21 protein-coding genes and 2 pseudogenes are annotated in these 22556 nt (G+C 69.6%); 14 read left to right on the top strand and 9 right to left on the bottom strand.

Going from position 1 to position 22556, the window contains the following annotated elements:
* Window positions 1–100: 100 nt before the first annotated feature.
* The gene (uvrA, locus tag ACFU53_RS12760; protein WP_383989969.1) at window positions 101–3139 is read right to left on the bottom strand and encodes an excinuclease ABC subunit UvrA; all 3039 of its coding nucleotides are present in this window, start codon (window positions 3137–3139) and stop codon (window positions 101–103) included.
* Window positions 3140–3364: 225 nt separating this feature from the next.
* On the opposite strand from uvrA, the gene ACFU53_RS12755 reads away from it, so the two are divergent.
* Together ACFU53_RS12755 and ACFU53_RS12750 are read left to right on the top strand one after the other, a co-directional pair.
* Window positions 3365–4078 (top strand): maleylpyruvate isomerase family mycothiol-dependent enzyme, encoded by a 714-nt coding sequence (locus ACFU53_RS12755; protein WP_383989966.1) that lies wholly within the window; start codon window positions 3365–3367, stop codon window positions 4076–4078.
* A gap of 9 nt (window positions 4079–4087) precedes the next feature.
* Entirely contained in the window at window positions 4088–4741 is a 654-nt protein-coding gene (locus ACFU53_RS12750) for an MBL fold metallo-hydrolase (RefSeq protein WP_383989963.1), read from the top strand.
* Between the two features lie 414 nt (window positions 4742–5155).
* On the opposite strand, the gene ACFU53_RS12745 is transcribed toward ACFU53_RS12750, so the two are convergent.
* Window positions 5156–5401 (bottom strand): hypothetical protein, encoded by a 246-nt coding sequence (locus ACFU53_RS12745; protein WP_383989959.1) that lies wholly within the window; start codon window positions 5399–5401, stop codon window positions 5156–5158.
* Between the two features lie 219 nt (window positions 5402–5620).
* On the opposite strand from ACFU53_RS12745, the gene ACFU53_RS12740 reads away from it, so the two are divergent.
* The gene (locus ACFU53_RS12740) at window positions 5621–5797 is read left to right on the top strand and encodes a hypothetical protein (protein WP_383989956.1); all 177 of its coding nucleotides are present in this window, start codon (window positions 5621–5623) and stop codon (window positions 5795–5797) included.
* 276 nt (window positions 5798–6073) lie between these two features.
* Here the strand turns inward: ACFU53_RS12740 and ACFU53_RS12735 are convergent, their stop codons facing one another.
* Window positions 6074–6244, bottom strand: a complete 171-nt coding sequence (locus ACFU53_RS12735) for a hypothetical protein (RefSeq protein ID WP_383989953.1) — start codon at window positions 6242–6244, stop codon at window positions 6074–6076.
* 306 nt (window positions 6245–6550) lie between these two features.
* On the opposite strand from ACFU53_RS12735, the gene ACFU53_RS12730 reads away from it, so the two are divergent.
* The 3 genes from ACFU53_RS12730 to ACFU53_RS12720 all read left to right on the top strand — a co-directional run bounded on the left by ACFU53_RS12730 (window position 6551) and on the right by ACFU53_RS12720 (window position 8533).
* The gene (locus ACFU53_RS12730) at window positions 6551–7816 is read left to right on the top strand and encodes a Twin-arginine translocation pathway signal (RefSeq protein WP_383989950.1); all 1266 of its coding nucleotides are present in this window, start codon (window positions 6551–6553) and stop codon (window positions 7814–7816) included.
* A gap of 2 nt (window positions 7817–7818) precedes the next feature.
* A complete protein-coding gene (locus tag ACFU53_RS12725) occupies window positions 7819–8139 on the top strand; it encodes a 4a-hydroxytetrahydrobiopterin dehydratase (RefSeq protein ID WP_383989946.1) in 321 nt (106 codons plus the stop codon).
* A gap of 142 nt (window positions 8140–8281) precedes the next feature.
* Window positions 8282–8533 (top strand): hypothetical protein, encoded by a 252-nt coding sequence (locus ACFU53_RS12720; RefSeq protein ID WP_383989943.1) that lies wholly within the window; start codon window positions 8282–8284, stop codon window positions 8531–8533.
* Window positions 8534–8590: 57 nt separating this feature from the next.
* Here ACFU53_RS12720 and ACFU53_RS12715 read toward each other — a convergent pair whose 3' ends face one another.
* The gene (locus ACFU53_RS12715; protein WP_383989940.1) at window positions 8591–9232 is read right to left on the bottom strand and encodes a PASTA domain-containing protein; all 642 of its coding nucleotides are present in this window, start codon (window positions 9230–9232) and stop codon (window positions 8591–8593) included.
* A gap of 14 nt (window positions 9233–9246) precedes the next feature.
* Here ACFU53_RS12715 and ACFU53_RS12710 point away from each other — a divergent pair.
* A pseudogene (locus ACFU53_RS12710) lies at window positions 9247–9432 on the top strand (MBL fold metallo-hydrolase); the annotation flags it as partial.
* Between the two features lie 336 nt (window positions 9433–9768).
* On the opposite strand, the gene ACFU53_RS12705 reads toward ACFU53_RS12710, so the two are convergent.
* Complete coding sequence (locus ACFU53_RS12705) at window positions 9769–10506, bottom strand: dienelactone hydrolase family protein (RefSeq protein WP_383989938.1); 738 nt, start codon at window positions 10504–10506, stop codon at window positions 9769–9771.
* Between the two features lie 364 nt (window positions 10507–10870).
* Here ACFU53_RS12705 and ACFU53_RS12700 point away from each other — a divergent pair, with 364 nt between their 5' ends.
* The 5 genes and pseudogenes from ACFU53_RS12700 (at window position 10871) to ACFU53_RS12680 (ending at window position 14807) form a co-directional block, all read left to right on the top strand.
* On the top strand, window positions 10871–11650 hold the full coding sequence (locus ACFU53_RS12700; protein ID WP_383989935.1) for a hypothetical protein: 780 nt from the start codon (window positions 10871–10873) through the stop codon (window positions 11648–11650).
* Window positions 11651–11707: 57 nt separating this feature from the next.
* Window positions 11708–11900, top strand: a pseudogene (locus ACFU53_RS12695) (MBL fold metallo-hydrolase); the annotation flags it as partial.
* A gap of 314 nt (window positions 11901–12214) precedes the next feature.
* Complete coding sequence (locus ACFU53_RS12690; RefSeq protein WP_383989932.1) at window positions 12215–13114, top strand: ABC transporter substrate-binding protein; 900 nt, start codon at window positions 12215–12217, stop codon at window positions 13112–13114.
* Window positions 13111–14028, top strand: a complete 918-nt coding sequence (locus ACFU53_RS12685) for an amino acid ABC transporter permease (RefSeq protein WP_383989929.1) — start codon at window positions 13111–13113, stop codon at window positions 14026–14028. The genes ACFU53_RS12690 and ACFU53_RS12685 overlap by 4 nt, the downstream gene beginning before the upstream one ends.
* On the top strand, window positions 14025–14807 hold the full coding sequence (locus tag ACFU53_RS12680; protein WP_383989926.1) for an amino acid ABC transporter ATP-binding protein: 783 nt from the start codon (window positions 14025–14027) through the stop codon (window positions 14805–14807). The genes ACFU53_RS12685 and ACFU53_RS12680 overlap by 4 nt, the downstream gene beginning before the upstream one ends.
* An 81-nt stretch (window positions 14808–14888) precedes the next feature.
* Here the strand turns inward: ACFU53_RS12680 and aroQ are convergent, their stop codons facing one another.
* Complete coding sequence (gene aroQ / locus ACFU53_RS12675) at window positions 14889–15362, bottom strand: type II 3-dehydroquinate dehydratase (protein WP_383989923.1); 474 nt, start codon at window positions 15360–15362, stop codon at window positions 14889–14891.
* A gap of 100 nt (window positions 15363–15462) precedes the next feature.
* Between aroQ and ACFU53_RS12670 the strand changes: the two genes are divergently transcribed.
* Window positions 15463–16509, top strand: coding sequence for a S66 peptidase family protein (locus ACFU53_RS12670; protein WP_383989920.1), 1047 nt, complete (start codon window positions 15463–15465; stop codon window positions 16507–16509).
* Window positions 16510–16633: 124 nt separating this feature from the next.
* Window positions 16634–17911 carry an MFS transporter gene (locus ACFU53_RS12665; protein ID WP_383989917.1) on the top strand — a complete coding sequence of 426 codons (1278 nt, stop codon included), beginning with the start codon at window positions 16634–16636 and terminating at the stop codon, window positions 17909–17911.
* A gap of 55 nt (window positions 17912–17966) precedes the next feature.
* On the opposite strand, the gene ACFU53_RS12660 is transcribed toward ACFU53_RS12665, so the two are convergent.
* The 3 genes from ACFU53_RS12660 to ACFU53_RS12650 form a co-directional block, all read right to left on the bottom strand.
* A complete protein-coding gene (locus ACFU53_RS12660; protein WP_383989913.1) occupies window positions 17967–19067 on the bottom strand; it encodes a calcium:proton antiporter in 1101 nt (366 codons plus the stop codon).
* A 109-nt stretch (window positions 19068–19176) separates the two neighbouring features.
* A complete protein-coding gene (locus tag ACFU53_RS12655; protein WP_383989911.1) occupies window positions 19177–20178 on the bottom strand; it encodes a TerC family protein in 1002 nt (333 codons plus the stop codon).
* 279 nt (window positions 20179–20457) lie between these two features.
* Window positions 20458–22521 carry a TerD family protein gene (locus ACFU53_RS12650; RefSeq protein WP_383989908.1) on the bottom strand — a complete coding sequence of 688 codons (2064 nt, stop codon included), beginning with the start codon at window positions 22519–22521 and terminating at the stop codon, window positions 20458–20460.
* Between the last annotated feature and the right edge of the window lie 35 nt (window positions 22522–22556).

Raw genomic sequence — 22556 nt, 5'->3', positions numbered from 1 at the left:
GAGTTCCCGCGGGCCGTCGTATTTTTCCGGACTCGGCACGATCTGTCGCGCCGCCGCCTCAGGCCTCACCGAACCGCCGTCGGACCTCGCCGACGGACTGTCAGGCCTTGCGTGCCCGCGTGGTCTTCTTCGCGGGTGCCGCCTTCTTCGTGGTCTCGGCCGCCTTCTTGGCCGCCGTGCTCTTCGCGGCCGTGGCCGTCCGGGCCGTCGCCGTCTTCTTCACCGTCGACCTGGCGGCGACCGTCTTCTTCGCCGCGGCCTTGCGCGGGGCCTTCACCGGGGCCGCGTCGCTGATCCGGTCGGCGCCGAGGATCTCTCGCAGGAACTTGCCCGTGTGGCTGGCCGGAACCCCGGCGACCTGCTCGGGCGTGCCCTCGGCGATGACGAGGCCACCGCCGGCGCCGCCCTCGGGACCCATGTCCACGACCCAGTCGGCGGTCTTGACGACGTCGAGGTTGTGCTCGATGACGATGACCGTGTTGCCCTTGTCGACGAGGCCGGACAGCACGGTGAGGAGCTTGCTGATGTCCTCGAAGTGCAGACCGGTGGTCGGCTCGTCCAGGACGTAGACCGTGCGTCCGGTGGAGCGGCGCTGCAGCTCGCTGGCGAGCTTGACGCGCTGCGCCTCGCCGCCGGACAGGGTGGTCGCGGACTGGCCGAGCCGGACGTAGCCGAGGCCTACGTCCTTCAGCGTCCTGAGGTGACGGGCGATCGCGGGGACGGCCTCGAAGAAGTCCGTCGCCTCCTCGATCGGCATGTTCAGTACGTCGGCGATGGACTTGCCCTTGTAGTGGACCTCCAGGGTCTCCCGGTTGTACCGGGCGCCGTGGCAGACCTCGCACGGGACATAGACGTCCGGGAGGAAGTTCATCTCGATCTTGATCGTGCCGTCGCCTGCGCAGTTCTCGCAGCGACCGCCCTTGACGTTGAAGGAGAAGCGGCCGGGCAGATAGCCGCGGACCTTCGCCTCGGTGGTCTCGGCGAACAGCTTGCGGACATGGTCGAAGACGCCGGTGTACGTCGCCGGGTTGGACCGGGGTGTGCGGCCGATCGGCGACTGGTCGACGTGCACGACCTTGTCGACGAGGTCGTCGCCGTCCACGCGCGTGTGCCGCCCCGGTACGTTCCTCGCGCCGTTCAGCTCGCGGGCCAGGTGCGTGTACAGGATGTCGTTGACCAGCGTGGACTTGCCGGAGCCGGACACGCCGGTGACGGCCGTGAACACGCCCAGCGGGAACGAGACGTCGATGTCCTGGAGGTTGTTCTCCCGGGCGCCGTGCACGGTGAGCTGCCGAATCGGGTCGAGCGGGCGGCGGATGTCGGGCAGCGGGATGGCCTTCTTGCCCGAGAGGTACTGCCCGGTCTGCGACTCGGCGTTGTCGAGCAGCTCCTTCAGGGAGCCGCTGTGCACGACGTTGCCGCCGTGCTCGCCCGCCCCGGGACCGATGTCGACGATCCAGTCGGCCATCTTGATGGTGTCCTCGTCGTGCTCGACGACGATGAGCGTGTTGCCCATGTCGCGCAGCCGGACCAGGGTCTCGATGAGCCGGTGGTTGTCTCGCTGGTGCAGACCGATGGAGGGCTCGTCGAGGACGTAGAGGACGCCGACGAGGCCGGATCCGATCTGGGTGGCCAGGCGGATGCGCTGGGCCTCGCCGCCGGAGAGCGTGCCGGCCGCGCGGTTCAGCGAGAGGTAGTCGAGGCCGACGTCGACCAGGAACCGCAGCCGTTCGTTGACCTCCTTCAGGACCCGCTCGGCGATCTTCTTGTCGCGCGCGTTGAGCTTCAGCTCACCCAGGAAGTCCGCGCAGTCGCTGATGGACATGGCGGAGACCTCGGCGATCGACTTCTCCATGACCGTGACCGCGAGGACGATCGGCTTCAGGCGCGTGCCCTCACAGGTGGGACAGGGCACCTCGCGCATGTAGCCCTCGAAGCGCTCACGGCTGGCGTCGCTCTCGGCCTCGCTGTGCCGCCGCTTCACGAAGGGGATGACGCCCTCGAAGGCCGTGGTGTACACGCGCTCGCGGCCGTACCGGTTGCGGTAGCGGACCTCGATCTGCGTCTTGTGGCCGTACAGCAGGGCCTTCTTCGCGCGCTGCGGGAGACCGGCGAAGGGGATGTCGGTCCGGAATCCCAACGCGTCCGCGAGGGCTCCGATGAGGCGGCCGAAGTATTCCTTGGTGTGTCCGTGCGACCAGGGGTGGATGGCACCCTCGTCGAGCGACTTGTCCTCGTCCGGGACGATCAGCTCGGCGTCGACCTCCATGCGCGTACCGATGCCGCTGCAGTCGGGGCAGGCGCCGAAGGGCGAGTTGAAGGAGAAGGAGCGGGGCTCCAGCTCCTCGAAGGACAGGTCGTCGTAGGTGCAGTACAGGTGCTCCGAGAACATGCGCTCGCGCTCGGGGTCGTCCTCGGGGAGGTCTACGAAGTCGAGCACGACCATGCCGCCGGAGAGGCCGAGGGCGGTCTCCACGGAGTCGGTGAGGCGGCGCTTGGCGGAGTCCTTCACCGTGAGGCGGTCGACGACCACCTCGATGGTGTGCTTCTCCTGCTTCTTCAGGGTGGGCGGATTGGAAAGCTGGACGGTCTCGCCGTCCACCCGCGCGCGGCTGTAACCCTTGGTCTGGAGGTCCGCGAAGAGGTCGACGAACTCGCCCTTGCGCTCCCGCACCAGCGGGGACAGCACCTGGAAACGGCTGCCCTCCGGCAGCTCCAGCACCCGGTCGACGATGGCCTGCGGCGACTGGCGGGAGATCGGCCGGCTGCACTGGGGACAGTGCGGCTTGCCGATGCGCGCGAAGAGCAGCCGCAGGTAGTCGTAGACCTCGGTGATCGTGCCGACCGTCGAGCGCGGGTTGCGCGAGGTCGACTTCTGGTCGATGGAGACCGCCGGGGACAGACCCTCGATGAAGTCGACGTCCGGCTTGTCCATCTGCCCGAGGAACTGCCGGGCATAGGAGGAGAGCGACTCGACGTACCGGCGCTGCCCCTCGGCGAAGATCGTGTCGAAGGCCAGCGAGGACTTGCCCGACCCCGACAGGCCCGTGAAGACGATGAGCGAGTCGCGTGGCAGGTCGAGCGAGACGTTCTTCAGGTTGTGCTCGCGCGCGCCACGGACGATGAGACGGTCGGCCACGCCGGTCCGCACCTTTCTTGAGTGAGTGACAGGGGCCCGGGAGCCCCCGTCTTCCACAGACTAGGGGGAGCCACTGACAGCGCCGGTCCTGTTTCCCCGTTCCACAACAATCCCGGGCCTTCCAGCATGCCCGACGCCGCACCCGACCATATAGCACGTGCATTCGATTTGCGGGCGTGGCCGGACTCCTTCACCCGAAGGTGTGGCGGGGCTAGGGTCGGCGGCATGATGGATCACGCACGTGACCTGGCCTCTGTACGTGAAGCGACGGAGCGGCTCCTCACCGCAGCCGCCGAACTGGACAACGTCGCTGTGACCGAGCCGTCACGGCTGCCCGGCTGGACCCGCGGTCACGTCCTCGCCCACCTCGCCCGCAACGCGGACGCGCTCGTGAACGTCCTCGAAGGTCACCCCATGTACGTCTCCGGGGAGGCCCGGGACACCGACATCGAGCGGGACGCGCCGCGCCCTCTGAAGGCCCAGCTCGCCGACGTGCGCGACAGCGCGGACCGCTTCCAGGACGCCGCCTCGGCCTCCGGGGACTGGTCCCGCACCGTCGAGCTCCGCAACGGGATCACGGATTCCGCGTCCCGGGTGCCCTTCCGGCGGTGGATCGAGGTGGAGATCCATCACGTCGACCTGGGGATCGGGTACGAGCTGGAGGATCTGCCGGGTGAGTTCGCCCAGCGCGAGATCAACTTTCTCACCGACCGGTTCCGCAACCACCCCGGTGTCCCCGCACTGATGATCAGGCAGGACGACGGGCGCATGATCCCCACCGGCGCCGTCAGGTCCGTCACTCCCGAACAGCTCGAAAGCGGCCATGAGCTCACGGTCAGCGGCCCCCGGGCCGATCTCCTCGGCTGGCTCGCCGGCCGCCGCGACGGCACCGCCCTGCGCGTCGAAGGAGGGACGCTCCCGTCGTTGCCCCCGCTATAGGCTGCCCCCATGACGTACAGCGGAGCGGTGAAGGTCGGCGGTCCTGCGGATGTGCACGAGCTGCGGGACCTGATGATCTCCAAGGTCGCGGTCGGCCCGATGAACAACAACGCGTATCTGCTGCGCTGCCGGGCCACCGACGAGCAGCTGCTGATCGACGCCGCGAACGACGCCGGCACACTGCTCACCCTGATCGGCGACGACGGGATCGCGTCCGTCGTCACCACACATCAGCACGGCGACCACTGGCAGGCGCTCGCCGAGGTCGTGGCGGCCACCGGCGCCCGTACGTACGCGGGCCGGGACGACGCCGAGGGCATCCCGGTGACGACCGACGTACCCGTCGGCGACGGGGACACGATCCGGGTGGGGCGCGTGGAGCTCACCGCGCGCCACCTGGTGGGCCACACGCCGGGTTCGATCGCCCTGGTCTACGACGACCCGCACGGGCATCCGCATGTGTTCACCGGGGACTGCCTCTTCCCTGGCGGCCCTGGCCGGACAACACTCCCGGAAGAGTTCAACTCCCTGATGGACGGCCTGGAGACCAAGGTATTCGACGTCCTGCCCGATGAGACCTGGGTCTACCCCGGCCACGGCAACGACACCACCCTCGGCACGGAGCGGCCCCACCTCGCGGAGTGGCGCGCACGAGGCTGGTAACCGTCCAACGACGACCGCCCCGTTTCGAAACCGAAGCGGGGGCGATCGCGCGTTCAGGCCCGTCGACGCTCGGGCAGCATCGTGCCCCACGGACGGTGGCGTCCAGAACGCCGTCACCGACGCCGGCAGCAGTGACCGCGGGGTGAGGAACATCTGTGCCAGATCGTGCGCTACGGCCAGGCGGGATGCAGGATGACCGCCGCCCGTGATCAGTTTCGAGGGCTACCCGGCGCGATCCCACTCTTCAGGTTGCGCTGCCTCGGCAAGAAGCTCCGGCTCCGGGTCGGCCGGCGGGCGCACAACGCCTGGCGCCGTACGCACGAAGCAGGTAACCGCTGAGTCTTCCTGTCCGCCGTGCCGGATGGCCCCCGCTTGGTCCCCAAGACCGGGCGGGGGGCCATCCGCATGTCCGGCTCACAGATCCTCGGTGTCCCGCACGTCAATCTCGCACTCCACATCGGGAATCACATCGAGCTGCTTCCTCACCGCCTCACGGGCATCACCGGTCAGCGATACCGATACCCCGGCGGGGACGTCGGGAGCGTCCGAGCGGTTGACGGATGCCACGATCGCATCCGGATCCACGTTCTCCAGCGCGTGAAGAACCTCGTCGACACGGTCGTTCCGCACAGTCGTCGAAACGTAGGTACGGACAGTCATGGTTGTCTCCCTGGTGGTAGCCCCACTCCTCCGGCCCGCCGCCCGCCGTCCTCGTCGGTCGGGTATACGACCACGGGCGGAAGCCATGCCGCCAGCCTCACCCCGGCGGAGGCAGAGCGCATCCGCACCCGTTTGCGCGAACACGAGAGGTGCGCCAGGGACGTGCCATCTGCCTGAGAATTCGCTCGTTGTGGCCTGGCGCCGCCGCATCGTCCCCGCGTGGGTGGCTGGCCTGTACACGCTCGGCAGCGCCTTCTGGTGGACGGTGGCCGCCACTCAGCCGGAGCATCCCCGGACGACCGCCACGTCCTGCTCACCTGGGTACTCAGGGCGTTCATCGCCGTCGCGACCGTCCACGTCCTGCTCCTCGACCCCGTCAAGCAGTCCCGCAAGTAGTGCGTGCACAGTTCGGCCCCGGACGGGAGACGCATACCGTCACGGGGCCGTTCTGCTGACCGGACACGGAGACGCGTACGTACGCGGGCGGGTCCCGGTCCGGCCGTCAAGATTGGGGTGCGCCGGACCGGGAGCTTCTGGGGTGACACTGGCAGCCGCACCGCAACGTCATCAAGGGCGCCTCCCACGACGGAGCGCCCTCGCGGCGTACCTCGCCCGGGCCGTCGCACAGCCGGTGCATACCGTGTTCGCACTCCGGGCTCGTCTCTGCCCGGCTCACGGCTGGTTCGCCAGCGGGACGAGGCCGTGCTTCAGGCGGCAGCCTGCGCAGACGAACAAACACCCGGCTTCACCGGTCTGCACGAGGCGCGCGGTGTCGGACAGCCCGTCGTGCCAGTGGCACCAGGCGATCGTGCGCGGAGGCCCGGTGTCCTGGCCGGTGTCCACTGGTTACCGCCTCCGCTTCCGGCGGACTGGGTGGTGGTTGCGGATCTCGACGTTCAAGTCAGAGACGCGCGACAGATCACCCCGCGCCCTGGCTTCCGTGCGCTGCTTGACCAGCGCATCGCACACTCCGCAGTCCGCCGGCGGTACCGGCTGCTCGGGCGGAAGCCCAAGAACAGGTGGCGGATCCATCGTGTTCGGCACACGTCCCGTACTCATGCCGCGATGATGGCTGCGCACGGTGAGACGCAAATAGGTCGTGCGGTGGCCATCCGTGGCCATGTGGCGGCCATGGCGGGGGACGGCGCGATGACACCTCAGACTGAACGGGTGGGCCGCAACGATGCGCTGAGGGCCGCACGGCTACGGACGGGCTGGCGCACCATCGAGCAAGCCGCGGCCCGGCTGGCCAAGCACGGGCAACGGCTCCTCGACGACCCCCACTTCACGGTGTCCCCGCGCACGTGGCGACGGTGGGAAGGCAACCGCCCCGGCTGGCCACCGGAAGAGACCGCCATCGTCATCCACGACGCGCTCGGCCGCTGGCCCGAAGACCTCGGATTCTCCACCCCACCCGGATGGATCCGACCCGAGCACCACGAAGAGGAGCAGGTGAAGCGCCGCGCATTCGCCTCGGTCACCGCGTCAGCTCTCGTCGCGGGACCGGTCGCCCCGCAGCACGTCGACCCCGCCCTGATCGACTACTTCCAGCAGCAGCTGGAGGGCCACTATCGGGCGGACATATTCCTCGGCCCGCACGACCTGATCGGCACCGTGTCCGCGCAGTACCAGCTCATCGACAAGCTGGTGCGCTCCGCGAAGGGCGAGACCCGCCGCGGTCTCCTCCGCGTAGGGGCCGCGTACGCCGCACTGGTCGGGTGGCTGTACCAGGACGCCGGCGACATGGACGGCGCAGCGTTCTGGCGGGGCGTCACCCAGGAAATCGCCATGCGCTCCAGAGACCCGCACCTGATCGGCTACTCCCTCGTCAACCAGGCACAGGTACGCACCGACCTCGGCGACGGGCCTGCGGTCATCGACCTGTGCGAGGCCGCGCTCGAGGACGCGCACCGCCTGGTGCCGAAGGTCCGCATCATGGCCATGCAGCAGCAGGCCCACGGTGCCAGCCTCACCCACGACCGAGACTCTGTTGACCGGCTGATCGACGAGGCGGACGGGCTCCTCGGCCGGGTCGACGACGACCTGCCGTGGGGCAACGCCTGCAGGCGTACGCCCTGCTACCTGGAGGTGCAGCGCGCCACCTGCTACGGCAGGCTCGGGCTCGGCGCAGAGGCCGTCTTGCTGTGGCGCCAAGTCCTCGACGTCGTCCCCGAGACCGCGCGCCGGGACCGCGGCGTGTACCTCGCCCGGCACGCCACCGCAGCGGCCGGCGCAGGCGAGCCGGACCAGGCTTTGGAGATCGCCCGTACGGTGGCAGACATCGCCGTCGAGACCCGGTCGGCCCGCATGGCGCGGGAGTTGGTCACCCTTCAGCGGGCGATGCGGCCGTGGCAGGATGCCCCGGTCGGCCGGGACCTTGCCGAGGTTCTGGCGCCCGTGACCGTAGGGAGCTGAGCGTGGCAGAAGCACCGGTGCCGCTGACCGAGGACGAAATCACGACCGCCCTGGACACCGTGCCGGGGTGGCGGCGCGAAGGAGATGAGATCACACGCTCGTACGGGATCCGGTATCACGGCGGGGTGGCGATGATCGTGCACGTCGCGGACGTCGAGCGGTTGATCAGCCACCATGCGGATATCGATCTGCGGTGGGGGAAGGTGCGGTTCGGGATCACCACGCACGACGTCGGTCACAAGCTGACGGAAGCGGACTTCGACCTCGCCCGGCGGATCGACGCCATCGCTCAGGCGCACATGGCCGAACCGCTCGACGGCTGAGGGTACCCGTCAGCGTGTACCCCCGAGTGGGCAGCGGACCGCGCTCACATCGCCCGCAAGGTCACAACACGGCCGCATCCGCAGCACAACGGCGCTCGTCCCACGATGATGCGACTCCACCACACACGTCCTGGGGGACATCGTGAGCAGTTACAGCGACATTCAGAAGGCCGTCCGCGTCGAGAAGTTCCGGATCTGGTTTGCGTGGGTGTGCGGCGGCTGGGTTGCGCTCGGCGTGATGAACGCGACGAAGGATGTTGCGGTGTGGGGCGTAGTCGCGCAGGTGGTGTTCCTGACGCTGGGCGTGCTGTTCACGGTTGCGGCGGTGCGGATGACGAACGCCCTCAACCGGAAGGCCGAGGCCGCCCGCAAAGAAGTTCTCGGCGACCTGTAGCGGAGCGAGTCTACGGAGGCGGCCCCGAGGGCGGGTGACTCCGGGGCCTCAGCGCGTTCAGGAGCAGCTCTCCTCGAACTTGACCGCAGTCAGCGCAACGGCCTGCCCGTTGAGCTTGATCCCAGCGGCCGGCGTCTGGCTGCACACCTTCCAGTTCGACTCGACGAACACGAGCCGGTCGTCGCCGGACGCGTCCTCCACGGTGATCGAGGTGCTGTCGTCGAGGGCGGCGCGGGCGGTGTTCACGGACTTGCCGGTGAAGTCGGGCATCTTCCCGTCGGCCGCTGCGGGCTCGGCTTGGTCCTCCTTCGGGCAGTCCTCCTCCAGCTTGACCGCGCCGAAGTCCAGCTCGGCGCCCGTCGTGGTGCTGGTGCCGGCCTTGATGTTCTGGGAGCAGACCTTCCAGTTCCGGTCGAAGGCTTGCAGGCGGCCACGGCCGAGGGAGTCGTGGGAGGTGAGGTCATAGAACCCTGCATCCTGGGCGGCGTCTTGAGCGGATTGGAGGCCCATGCCGGTGAAGTCGGGGACGGCGGCTTTCTCGGCGGGCGCCTTGTAGTCGACGGCTGCGCTCTGCTTGCTGTCGGCGGCCGGGGTGTCGGACTCGCTGCTCGCGGCCGTGCTGGTTGGGTTGTTGCCGTCGATGGCGTTGCCGATGGCGCCGAGGACGAGTACGCCTCCGATGGTTTTCCAGTTGGCCATGGTTGCCCCCTACGTGCAAGTTCCCGGGCGGTCCTGGTCGGACAACACGGCCCGAGGACTTCCAGAGCCTGATGAGCGGGCTCGAGGAGAAGGTGTTCAGCCTGCCAGATGAGGCCTGGATCTACCCCGGGCACGGCAACGACAGCACCCTCGGGGCGGAGCGCCCGCACATTCAGGAGTGGTGGGCTCGGGGCTGGTAGTCGCAGGCAATGAGAACTCAGATCATCACGGCCGTAGTAGGCGTCGTTGGCACTGGCCTCGGCGCCTCCCTGGCGCTGACAGGTACGACCTGGCAAGCGCGAATAGCGGCGCGCAGCAAGCGCCAGGAGCTGGATCAGTCGAAGGAACAGGCCCGCACGCAGCTGTATGTCGATCACGTGGGCAGGCGCCTGGAGAACCGTCGAGCGACGTACATCGCCTTCATGCAGGCGGTGTCGACACTGGTCCAGGCGACGCGAGACGACAGAATTGACGGCGCTCGGTTGACCGTCAGTGCCCGACGCGGGCCAGGCCTGGCGCTAGGCTGTTTGCCGGGGTCATGCCCCCAGATCCTCCGTCACGGGCAGGCACTCGGCGAGCAGGTCGACGACGTCGCGCCAGGCTCGCTGCGCGTGCTGTGGGTGGTAGCCGACGCCGGGGACCGCGGGGTGGTCGACCGGCGGGTGATGGAAGGCGTGCAAGGCGCCGCCGTAGACAGTGAGGCGCCAGTCGACGCCCGCGGCCTGCATCTCGGCGGTGAACGCGTTCCGTTGCGCGGGCGGCATGATCGGGTCTTCCGACCCGACCCCGGCCCACACTGGGCAGCGAATGCGCGCTGCCTCGCCCGGTCGGCCCGTGGTCAGTGCGTTGACTGTCCCGATCGCGCGCAGGTTGACGCCGTCGCGCCCGAGTTCCAGCCCGATGGCGCCCCCGGTGCCGTAGCCGACGGCGGCGATCCGGTCGGGGTCGGTCCGCGGTTCGGTGCGCAACACGTCGAGCGCCGCATGGCCGATGCCCCGCATTCGGTCGGGATCAGCGAGCAGTGGTATGCAACGGGCCAGCATCTCCTCGGGGTCGCCCAAATAGCGTCCGCCGTGAAGGTCGAAGGCCAGCGCTACATATCCCAGCTCGGCGAGGGCATCGGCCCGGCGGTGCTCGACGTCGCTGGGCCCCATGCCCTCGGGTCCGAGCAGCACCGCAGGCCGGCGGTCGATGCCGGTCGGGAGCGCGAGGTGCCCGATCATCGTCAAACCGTCCGCCGGGTACTCGACCGTGCGCGTCGTAATCGTCGTCATGAGCCTGGACTGTAGTGATCTTCGAGCCTGGTCCGGCCGGTGTTCTGCCGCGGGCAGAACAGCGCGCGTGTCCCTCTGAAATGCGAGGGCCGAGCGCTCAGGGCTTCAAGATCATCTCATTGCCCCTTTGGCGAGTACCTCGGTCACACCCCGCTTACTTCGCGGAGGGGCTGGGTGGGGATCTGGATCGGCTGGTGCTCGCGCTGAAGAGGCATCAGACCGCTGCGGCCAAGGCGATCGGCGAGGTCGTCACGGCCCGGGCACGGAACCTGAAGTACGCCTGCCAGTAGAACCAGCGCGCCGCTACTCTGCGTTCTTCAGCAAGGGGGCGCATGACCGATCACATTAGGGAGCGTTTCTTCCGATGACCGCACAGCCCGCACGCCCTGAGCGCAGCGGTCCCGAGACCGCCTCGGTCATGGATGTCTCGCCGTTCAAGCCTTCTCTCGTCAAAGCGGTGTTCAGGGACGTGACCTCGATGCACGTCTCTCGGTCGGCCGCGTGGGCCGCCGCGTCGGTGACGCGGACAGTGCTGACGGAGATCATCGACGGCGCGAAGAGAGCGGCGGCGGCGGAGGCCCGGAAGAAGCTGATTCCCGGGGACCTTCTCTCGGCGATCGACCGGAACGTCGAACTCGAGGTGGGGGACAAATGGTACGACCACAGCCCGACGTTTCAAGGCCTGACCGGTGTCCTGTACGACGCCGAGGGTGTCATCGTGCCTTCTCGTAAGCGCAGCAGGTCACGCAAACCGAGTGCTGTGGTCGGCGCCCACAGGTTCGAGGCCGGGGTCAAGAAACTGCTGCGGAGCCAGGGGGCGACGGCCGTCCCGGCGATGGTCCGCGACCTGGACGGAATCGCGAGCGTGTTCCTGACGGACCTCGCCCGGGACGCGGCGATGGTCGTCCGCGAGGGCGGGGTCAAACGTTTCGGTACGGCCACCCTAGTGATCTCGGGCGAACCGGCCCCACCTCCGTTCCTCCAGGATTCCCTCCGGGCCCTGTCCGCCCGCAGGGGGGACGGTCGGACCATCGGCAGGGATGACATCCTGGCCGCCACCACGATTCAGTTGTTCGGAGGCAACCTCAGGCAGCGAGCCCTCACCGAGGCACGCGAGGCGACACAGAACACTTCGGCCGACTGAGCGGGTGCGACACAGCATCGCCGCCTGCACCCTCATCTGCTACCGCAGACTCGCGCCCCAGGCTTCCCTGGCGGAGTGGGCAACACCCGCAAGGACCCCGAGTCGTTCGCGAGCCTGATCCACGACGTCGAGACGAAGATCTTCGACGCCCCTGCCCGACGAGACCTGGGTCTACCCGGGCCACGGCAACGACACGACGCTCGGCGCGGAGCGCCCCCACCTGCCGGAGTGGCGCGCGCGGGGCTGGTGAACTCCGCAGCGGTGTATGGCAGTTGGTGAGGCGACCGGTGGGAGGCTTGGCCACGCCGTCACGCGCCCCGTGTGAATCGAACGCACGCGCCGATGCCCCGCGCGCGCTCCCGGCGCACGCCGTGGCGTAGTCCACTGGAGGCAGGTCCGCACGGGATGACGGCTCCCGCGCGGATGGGCCGCCGGCCTGCCAATCCCCGCCCTCGGCCGGCGGCCCCGCCGAGCGTTCACAGGAATGCAACACACGTTCCCAGAATGCGGACAATCACCCATGTGACCTCGACAAACAGGACGTCACGCTGTCAATCTCACGCCATGCGTCCTGTCCTCCGAGCCCCGCGCTCCCCGCGCCGTGCCGCCACCGCCGCCATAGCCGCCCTGCTCGCCACCGTCGTGGTGGGTTGCGCCCCGCAGCCGGAGGAAAACGCCTCCGGGTCGGCTTCCGCCTCGGCGTCCAAAGCGTCCTGCGCCAACGGCGAGTTGAGCACGAAGACCTCCGGCAAGCTGACGATCGCCACCGACGAACCGGCGTACGAGCCCTGGTTCAAGGACGACGACCCGAAGAACGGCGAGGGCTTCGAGTCGGCGGTCGCGTACGCCGTGGCGAAGGAGCTCGGCTACGACAAGGCGGACGTCGTCTGGCAGAGCGTGCCCTTCAACAAGGCGTTCGCGCCGGGGGCGAAGACCTTCGACTTCGACGTCAACCAGGTGTCGATCAGCGACGAGCGCAAGAAGGCCGTGGACTTCTCGTCGGGCTACTACGACGTGCGCCAGGCCGTCGTCGCGCTGAAGGACTCCCCGGCCGCGAAGGCCACGAGCATCGCCGACCTCAGGAAGCTGCACCTGGGCGCCCAGGTCGGCACCACCAGCCTGAACTACATCGACGACGTGGTGAAGCCGACCCGGGACGCCGCCGCGTACGCGAAGAACGACCAGGCCAAGTCCGCGCTGAAGAACGGCCAGATCGACGCGATCGTGGTCGACCTGCCGACCGCGTTCTACATCACGGCGGCCGAGGTGACGGACGCGAGGATCGTCGGCCAGTTCGAGAACCAGGGCGGCACGCCCGAACAGTTCGGGCTCGTCCTCGACAAGGGCAGCGCCCTCACGTCCTGCGTGACGACCGCCGTCGACGCCCTGCGCGAGGACGGCACACTGGCGAAGATCGAGCAGGAGTGGCTCTCCGACGCCGTCGACGCCCCGGTGCTCAAGTGACGGTCGTGAAGCAGGAGCCCGGCCGGGAGGACGCGGACGACAACGGTGACATGCCCGGCGGGGACGACGGCTACGTCCCCTCGCGGCGGCGGCTCGACCGGGAGCGCTACAAACGCGACCGGGCCCGCCGCGCCACCGGCGTCGCCGCCCTGTCGACCCTGGGCACGGCCGTCGTCCTCTACCTGGTCGTCGTCAACGCGCCCGGCTGGCCGCGCACCAAGCAGACGTTCTTCAGCGCGGAGTACGCGCGCGAGGCGTTCCCGAAGGTCCTCGAAGGACTGTGGCTCAACGTCCGGCTGCTGCTGATCTGCGGTGTCGCCGTGCTCGTCCTCGGCATGCTCATCGCCGTCGCCCGCACCCTGCGCGGCCCGGTGTTCTTCCCGCTACGGGCGCTGGCCGCCGCGTACACCGACTTCTTCCGCGGACTGCCGCTGATCATCAACCTGATGATCGTGGTCCTGGGCGTCCCCGCCCTCAGGCTGCAGGGCGTCACCGTCGACCCGATACTGCTCGGCGGCACCGCGCTGACGCTCACGTACTCGGCGTACGTCGCCGAGGTGTTCCGCGCCGGCATCGAGTCCGTGCACCCGTCGCAGCGCGCGGCGGCCCGCTCGCTGGGCCTCAGCAACCGGCAGGCGCTGCGGCACGTCGTGCTCCCCCAGGCCGTACGACGCCAGGTGCCGCCTCTCCTCAACGACCTCGTGTCGCTGCAGAAGGACACCGGTCTGGTTTCGATCGGCGGCGCGATCGACGCGGTGCGCGCCGCCGACATCATCGTGGGCCGCAGCCTCAACTACACGCCGTACATCGTCGCGGGACTGGTCTTCGTCGCCCTGACCATCCCGATGACCCGCTTCACCGACTGGGTCACGGCCCGGATGGACCGGCAGCGGGCGCAGGGAGGGACGACATGAGCGACACCCGAGAGACCGTGGACGCCTTCGAAAACTCCCCCGTGCTGCGGATGGAGTCCGTGCGCAAGACCTTCGGCGGCTCGGTCGTGCTGCGGGACGTCGACCTGGAGGTCGCCCCGCACACCGTGACCGCCCTGATCGGCGCCTCCGGGTCCGGCAAGTCGACACTGCTGCGCTGCGCCAACCTCCTGGAGGACATCGACGACGGGGCGATCTGGTTGGACGGCGAGGAGATCACCGACCCGCGCGTCGACCAGGACGCGGTACGGCGCCGTATCGGCGTGGTCTTCCAGTCGTACAACCTGTTCCCGCACATGACGGTGCTGGACAACATCACCCTCGCCCCGCGGCGGGTGCACGGCGTTTCCCGCGCGGAGGCCGAGGAGCGGGCCCATGAGCTTCTGGACCGGCTCGGGCTGAGCGGGAAGGCGGGCGCATACCCCGACCGGCTCAGCGGCGGTCAGCAGCAGCGCGTGGCGATCGTGCGCGCCCTGGCCGTGCGCCCCCGGCTGCTGCTCCTCGACGAGATCACCGCCGCCCTCGACCCGGAACTGGTGGGCGAGGTCCTGAACGTCGTCCGTGATCTGAAGGCCGACGGCATGACGATGGTGCTGGCCACCCACGAGATGGGCTTCGCCCGCGACGTCGCCGACCAGGTTTGTTTTCTGGACGGAGGCGTGGTGCTGGAGCGCGGCACCGCGGAGCAGGTCTTCGGCGAGCCGCGGCAGGAACGCACACGGCAATTCCTGCGACGGATCGTGGAGGCGGGGCGCCTGTAAGGGGCGTGCTCCTGGAGATCGGGCATTACGCCCCGGTCGCGGGGAGACCGGGCGCACGCCTCGCGTCCTGCAGCCGAGGTCCTACGCCTCGGCCTTCCCCGACCCCGCCAGCGCGGCGACCCGCTCCACGCCGAACACATAGCCCTGCACCCCGCACCCGGCGATGACCCCGTCGGCGCGCAGGGAGACGTACGAGTGGTGCCGGAACGTCTCGCGCTTGTGGATGTTGGAGATGTGGACCTCCAGCACGGGCAACCCGTCGCAGGTGTTGAGGGCGTCGAGGATGGCCACGGAGGTGTGCGAGTAGGCGCCGGGGTTGATGACGATCCCGCTGTGGTGGAGCCGTGCCTCGTGGATCCAGTCGACCAGTTCGCCCTCGTGGTTGGACTGCCGGAAGTCCACTGTGCCCCCGTGCGCGGACGCCGCCCTGGCGCACATCGCCTCGACGTCGGCGAGTGTGTCGGAACCGTAGATCTCGGGCTGGCGCTGCCCCAGGAGGTTCAGGTTGGGGCCGTTGAGGATCATGATCGGGGCGTGGGCCAGGGTGCGGGGCACGGTTCCTCCGGTCCGTTCGGGTGGGCGGCCCGTCGGGACCGCTGCTCGACCCCGGTTTATCACGGTGCGACCGCGGGACAGGAGGCCCTACGCTCCCCGCATGACGACGCCCTCGTACCCTCCCAAGCCCTCCCCCGGCGACCGTGTCGCCGTCATCTCGCCCGGCGCCGGTCTGCCCGAGCTCTTCCCCCGCCCGTACGAACTGGGCCTGGAGCGACTGCGCGAGGAGTACGGTCTCGAACCGGTCGAGTACCCGACGACCCGGCAGATGGGCACGACGCCACGGGAGCGGGCCGACGACATCCACGCGGCCTTCGCCGACCCGGACATCAAGGCGGTGTTCACGTCGATCGGCGGCGACGACCAGATCACCGTGCTGCCGCTGCTCGACCGGGAGTTGCTGCGGGCCAACCCCAAGCCGTTCTTCGGAATGAGCGACAACACCAACCTGTTGGCGTTCCTGTACAACGCCGGCGTCGTCGGCTACCACGGCGGCACTGTGATGACGTCGCTGGGCAGGTCCGGCGCAATGGCTCCGCTGACCGCCGGCTCCCTGCGCGCGGCCCTGTTCACCTCGGGACCGTATGAACTGCGGCCCGCCGAGCGCTTCAACGACATCGAGCGCGACTGGGCCGACCCGACGGCCTTCGACGCGGAACCGGAGACCGTGCCCGGCGCCGGATGGACCTGGGTGAATCCCGACCGCGTGGTGGAAGGCCGGAGTTGGGGCGGCTGTCTGGAGATCCTCGGCTGGCTGCTGATGGCCGACCGCGAGGTGCCGCGCGACCTGTCCGTCCTCGACGGCTGCGTGCTCTTCCTGGAGACCTCGGAGGAACTACCGAGCGGCGAGGAGGTCTTCCGCACCCTGCGGAACATGGGCGAGCGCGGTCTGCTCCGGCGCTTCTCCGCGCTCCTGATGGGCCGTCCCAAGGCCTGGTCCTTCCAGCGGCCCAACGCCCCGGAGGAAGCGGCCCGCTACGCGGCCGGACAGCGTGAGGCCGTCCTGCGCGCCATGCGCACGTACGCCCCCGACACCACGATCGTCTTCGACGTGGATCTCGGGCACACCGACCCGCAGCTCGTCATCCCCTACGGGGGCGTGATCCGGGTGGACGGGCCCGCCCGGCGCATCACGGTGACCTACTGAGGCCCGTTGACGCCTCCTGAGGCACATTGACCTCGAACGGGCCTCCGCACGCCCCCCGTAACCGCCCGTCACCGTGGGTAGTTGACGCGGCATGGAACCTGCACGCACCGTGAAACCGCCTTCCATGTTGCGAATCGCGTCCGCCTCGCTCGCCGGGACGGCCATCGAGTTCTACGACTTCTTCGTCTACGGGACGGCGGCGGCCCTCGTCCTGGGGCCGCTGTTCTTCCCGACGTTCTCACCCCTGGCCGGGACCCTCGCGGCCTTCGCGACCTTCGGGGTCGGGTTCGTGGCGCGGCCGCTCGGCTCGGTGCTGTTCGGGCACATCGGAGACCGGCACGGGCGGCGGCCGGTCCTCGTCGCCTCGCTGCTGCTGACCGGGGGCGCGACCGTGGCCGTCGGCTGCGTCCCCACGTTCGACTCGATCGGTGTGACCGCCCCCCTCCTCCTGCTCGTGCTGCGTTTCCTGCAGGGGCTCGGGCTCGGCGGGGAGTGGGGCGGTGCGGTGCTGCTGACGGCGGAGCACGCACCGGCCGATCGGCGCGGGCTGTGGTCGAGCTTCCCCCAGGTCGGGCCCGCGGTGGGGTTCCTGCTGGCCAACGGGGTGATGCTGGCGCTGTCGGCGAGCCTGACGGAGACCCAGTTCGCCGCCTGGGGGTGGCGGGTGCCGTTCTGGGCGGCGGGCGTGCTCGCCGTCGCGGGGTTGTGGCTGCGGTCGTCGCTCACGGAGAGCCCGCAGTTCCTGCAGATCGACGAGCCCGCGCGCGTGCCGTTCGCCGAGGTCGTGCGCGGCCACTGGCGGCTCGTCCTGCTGACGGCCGGGGGGCTCGCGATCGGGTACGCGGTGTTCTACTCCGTGACGACCTGGTCCCTCGCGTACGGGACCGAGCGGCTCGGAGTCAGCCGTACCGTCATGCTGACCTGCATCATGGGCGCCGTGGTGGTGAAGGGCGCCCTGACACCGTTGGCGGCGGTGCTCGGCGACCGGTACGGCCGGCGACCGATGTGCCTGATCGGTTGTGCCGTCACCGTGCTGTGGATGTTCCCCATGGTCGCGTTGCTGTCGACCGGCGAACCCCTGCTGATCTTCTTCGGCTTCCTGGTGGCGATGCTCGCGTTCGTCACGATGTTCGCCGGCATCGCCGCGTACCTGCCGGAGCTGTACGAGCCCCGGGTGCGCTGCACGGGGGCCGCCGTCGGCTACAACCTCGGCGGGGTGGTGGGCGGCGCCCTGACACCGATCGTGGCCACCGCCGTGGCCCAGGGCGGACGGGTGCCCTGGGGCGTGGGCGCGTATCTGACCGGGATCGCCCTGCTGAGCCTGGGCTGCTTCGCGCTGCTGCCGGAGACCCGGCCGGTGCCCCTGGCGACGACGGCGGAGGCGGAGCCCGCCGCAGGGTGAACATTGGCGTTACGTATTCACCGACGCCGGCGCCACGGGTTCACCGGCACCGCTGCTACGGGTTCACCGCCAGCTCCAGATACGCCGCGAACAGCACCAGATGGACCCCGCCCTGCAGTGGCGTGGCGCGGCCCGGGACCACGGTCAGCGAGGCCACCACGACGGTCAGGGCGAGCAACACCATATGGGTGGCGCCGAGGCCGAGGACGAGCGGCCCGGAGAGCCAGACGGAGGCCAGGGCGACGGCCGGGATGGTCAGGCCGATGCTGGCCATGGCGGAGCCGAGGGCGAGGTTGAGGCTGGTCTGGACGCGGTCGCGGCGGGCCGCGCGCAGGGCGGCGATGGTCTCGGGCAGCAGCACGAGCAGCGCGATGATCACACCGACGACGGCGGGCGGCAGTCCGGCCGCCTCGACGCCGGACTCGATGGTGGGCGAGACACCCTTGGCGAGGCCGACCACGCCGACGAGCGCCAGGCCGAGCAGTCCGAGGCTTGTCCGGGCCGTGCGGGCCGACGGTGCCTCGGCATGGTCGGCCTCGGTGATCACCTCGCCCAGCCGGGTGATCGGCAGGAAGTAGTCCCGGTGGCGCACGGTCTGGGTCGCCACGAACAGGCCGTACAAGGCCAGGGAGGACAGTGCGGCGAAGGTGAGCTGGGCCGTGGAGAACTCCGGGCCCGGCTTGCTGGTGGTGAAGGTGGGGAGCACCAGACTGAGCGTGGCGAGCGTCGCGACCGTGGCGAGGGCGGCGCCGGTGCCCTCGGGGTTGAACACCGCGAGTCCGTGACGCAGTGAGGCGACGAGCAGGCAGATCCCGACGATGCCGTTGCAGGTGATCATCACGGCGGCGAAGACGGTGTCGCGGGCGAGGGTCGAACTCTTGTCGCCGCCGTCGAGCATCAAGGTGACGATCAGGGCGACCTCGATGATCGTGACAGCGACGGCGAGGACGAGGGAGCCGAACGGTTCGCCGACCCGGTGTGCGACGACCTCGGCGTGGTGGACGGCGGCCAGTACGGCTCCCGCGAGCACCAGCGTCACCAGGGCGACGGCCGCCGCGGGCAGATCACGTCCCCAGGTGAGCGCGAGCAGGACGACCGCAGCCACCGGGACGACATCGGTCCATCGCGTCGTGAGCGACCGGAGCCGAGCGAGCATGCGGTGATCCTTTCAGACGTGAAAGGGCCCCGCACTCCGGTCGACGCCGTGAAACCGCGTCTCCGTCGTGCGGGGCCCCATCCGTGATTGCTGTGCGGGTCGGCCTCCGTCAGGCCTCGATGCTGTCCTTCTCCGCACCGTCGTTCTTCGCCTGCTCGGCCTCGGCCTGCGCCTGCTTCTTGGACGCGATCAGGCTGGTGATCGTGGTGACGATCAGGACCGCGCAGATCACGCCGAGCGACACCGGGATGGAGATCTCAGGCACGTGTACCCCGGATTCGTGCAATGCGTGCAGAACCAGCTTCACACCGATGAAGCCGAGGATGACCGACAGACCGTAGGACAGGTGGACCAGCTTCCTCAGTAGGCCACCGATGAGGAAGTACAGCTGTCGCAGGCCCATGAGCGCGAACGCGTTGGCCGTGAACACGATGTACGGGTCCTGGGTCAGGCCGAAGATCGCCGGGATGGAGTCCAGTGCGAACAGGACGTCCGTGGTGCCGATGGCGAGCATCACGACCAGCATCGGCGTCATGACGCGCTTGCCGTTCTGCTCGATCCACAGCTTGGTGCCGTGGTAGCGGTCGGCGACACCGAAGCGCTTCTCGACGGCCTTGAGGAGCTTGTTCTCCTCGTACTCCTCCTCCGGCTCGTCGGCCCTGGCCTCCTGGATCAGCTTCCAGGCGGTGTAGATCAGGAACGCGCCGAAGATGTAGAAAACCCAGGCGAAGCTGGCGAGGATCGCCGCGCCCGCGGCGATGAATATCGCGCGGAGCACCAGGGCTATCAGCACGCCGACCAGCAGCACCCGCTGCTGGTACTGCGAGGGCACCGAGAACTTCGCCATGATCAGGACGAAGACGAAGAGGTTGTCGACGCTCAGGGACTTCTCGGTGATGAAGCCCGCGAAGAACTCTCCTGCCGGCTGACCGCCGGCGAAGACCAGCAGCCCGAGTCCGAAGAGGGCGGCCAGGACGATCCAGACGACCGTCCAGATTCCGGCTTCCTTCATGGACACGTCATGAGGTTTGCGACCGATGAAGAAGTCGACCGCGATGAGGGCGGCAAGGCCCACAACTGTCAAGACCCATAGGGTCGTGGAAACATCCACTGCGCCTCCGGCAGTACGTAACGGCAAATTTCAGCGTCGTCGCTACCGGAGGTCTCTTCCACCCGGTCCTCCAGGGCGTTCCACAACGCCTGGTGCCGCCGGGCCGACGCCCCGGGATCGGACTGATCCGTATTGACGGGTACGCCGCAGCATGTAGGGAGTACTCCCCTCCGCACGAAAAGAGTACCCAATCACCAAGAATAGGTAAAGGGCCAGGCAAAGAAAGTATCAAAACCGCAGGTCAAACGGCTTTACGAGGACTTGGTACGGAGTGGGTCCTTACCGGTTCCAGGAGCGGCGGGCCTCCGCGACCCGGGCGAGCACGTCGTGCATGACCCGGCTGCCAGGCGGAAGGCTCGACGGCTCGTACGTCCACGCGTGCCCGACCCAGGGGTCGGCGAGGTGATCGTCGGGAGTGGGCGTGAGTCGCATCAGCGAACGCCACAGCGGGTCGAGCAACGGCCCGTAGGCGGCGGCTTCCTGCCGGTCGGCGACCATCATCAGGTGGACGCCGACGGCCGGGCCCTCGTCCGCGAGATAGCGGAGCTGGGTGACGGCGCGGTCGTCGAAGCCGTGCGGGAAATCGTTGACGATCAGCAATTGCTCGGCCGTGTCGAAGCCAGGGGGCAGTGCGTCGGCCGCGCCGCCGCGTACCGCCATCTGCACGAGGTCGACGCGCTGGGTGAGCCGCCCCAGGACGTCTGAGACGCCTACGGCTCCGGCGGCGGGCGGCCCGGCGAGCACACCGGCCCGCACCAGCGGCGCCAGCGCGGACGAGCCGGCCCCGGCCGCGTCGACGACGTGCACGGTGAACTCACCGGGCGGGTAGACCGCGAGCAGGCGTGCGGCGAGCGCCACCGCCGTGTCCAGTGCGAGGCGACGCAGCTCGTCGGAGTCGGCGAGCGGGTCGCGGGAGCCGGAGCGTCCGCTGTCGATCCACAGGCCCCGCTCCAGCGGCAGCCGGACCAGCATCGGGATACGCACGTCCTCGCTCTCCGGCAGATGGAGGTCGCCCAGGCGCAGGGCCATCGGGATCTCCATCGGCACCCGGTAACCGTGCCAGACCGGGTTGTCCCAGCTCGCGTACGCCGGGGGCAACGCGGGCTCGACGACATCGGCCTCGGCCCCGAGCTGGGCGAGGTCGCGGTCAAGGGCGGCCCTGGCCTGGTCGACGAGCTGGGCGTGCTTGGCGCGGGCGGCCTCGCGCGCGGCGTCGCCCTGACCGCCGATGCGGCTGCGCGGGTCGGACAGGGCCTTGTCCAGCTCCTGTTCCATGCGCGACTCGGCGAAGTCGACGGCGCTGCGGTACGCGGCAGTGGTCCGGGCGAGGTCCTCGAACATGCCCCACACCTGGTTGTAGAGCCGCTCCTCCATGGACCAGCCGGTCGCGTCTCCGGCGACGGGCTGCGCGGGCTGCCCCGGCTGGGCCGGGGGCGCGGTCGGCGGGGGCGGTGGCGGCGCGGTGGTCTGGCGGCCGGGGTGGCTGTAGTTGACGGGGCCGCCGGCGGTGGACGCGGCGGGCTGGGCACCGGCGGACGGGTCAGTCGGGGCGGGGACACCATGCTGCGCCGACGCGTGGCCGGGCAGTGTGTCGTCGTGCGGAGCGCCGTACGGGGGTGTGGTGCCGTACGGGGAGGTGGGCTGGTGTCCCTGTTGCGGCGAGGTGTTCCCGGGCAGGCCCTGGGGTGTCGTGCCGCCATGCGTCTGGTCCTGGCCCGGCGCGGGGGTGGCCGTCTGGCGGGGGCGGTCCGCGTCCGGGAGACGGGGCGGAGGCGCGGCCACGGAGCGGGCGAGGCCGTGGGCCACGGCCTCGTGGATGCTGCCGGCGAGCTGCTGTGCCTGCGGCAGGCCCTGGTCGGTGAGCAGTTCCGCGAGGCCGCCCGCGTACCCCTGGCCGACCGCGCGGACCTTCCAGGCGCCCTGCCTGCGGTACAGCTCGAGGGCGATGACGGCGGACTCCGCCTCGAGATCGGTGATGGTGTAGCTGGCGACCTCGGCGCCGTCGAGGCCGGTGACCGCGACGAAGGGGGCGGCGACGGCGCCGAACCGTACCGGGCCGCCGTTCCCGAACGGCAGGGCCAGCAGCACGGTCACCCTGTGCACGGACGGCGTCAGGGCGTCGAGGTCCACGGCGAGGCGGTGGTCGGCCGCCGCCTGTTTGGGGACCTCGATGCCCGGCAGGGTGGGCGCGCCCGGGTGGGCGACCCACTCCACGCCGTGCACCCGGCCGTGCTCGTCACCGAGGGTGGCCCCGGCCACGATCGGCGTGCCGGCCGAGACGCGGATCTCCAGTCGGGCCTCGGGCAGCGGATGGTTCTGCCCCCGGACCAGCTCGGCCGTCATCGACTTCGTCCCCCTGTGTCGCTTGCTGCGTGGTG

The sequence above is a fragment of the Streptomyces sp. NPDC057474 genome (assembly GCF_042802555.1).
In the GTDB taxonomy this organism is placed as follows: domain Bacteria; phylum Actinomycetota; class Actinomycetes; order Streptomycetales; family Streptomycetaceae; genus Streptomyces.
Note: the sequence above shows the minus strand (reverse complement) of the source record. Positions and strands in the feature narration are given on the sequence as shown.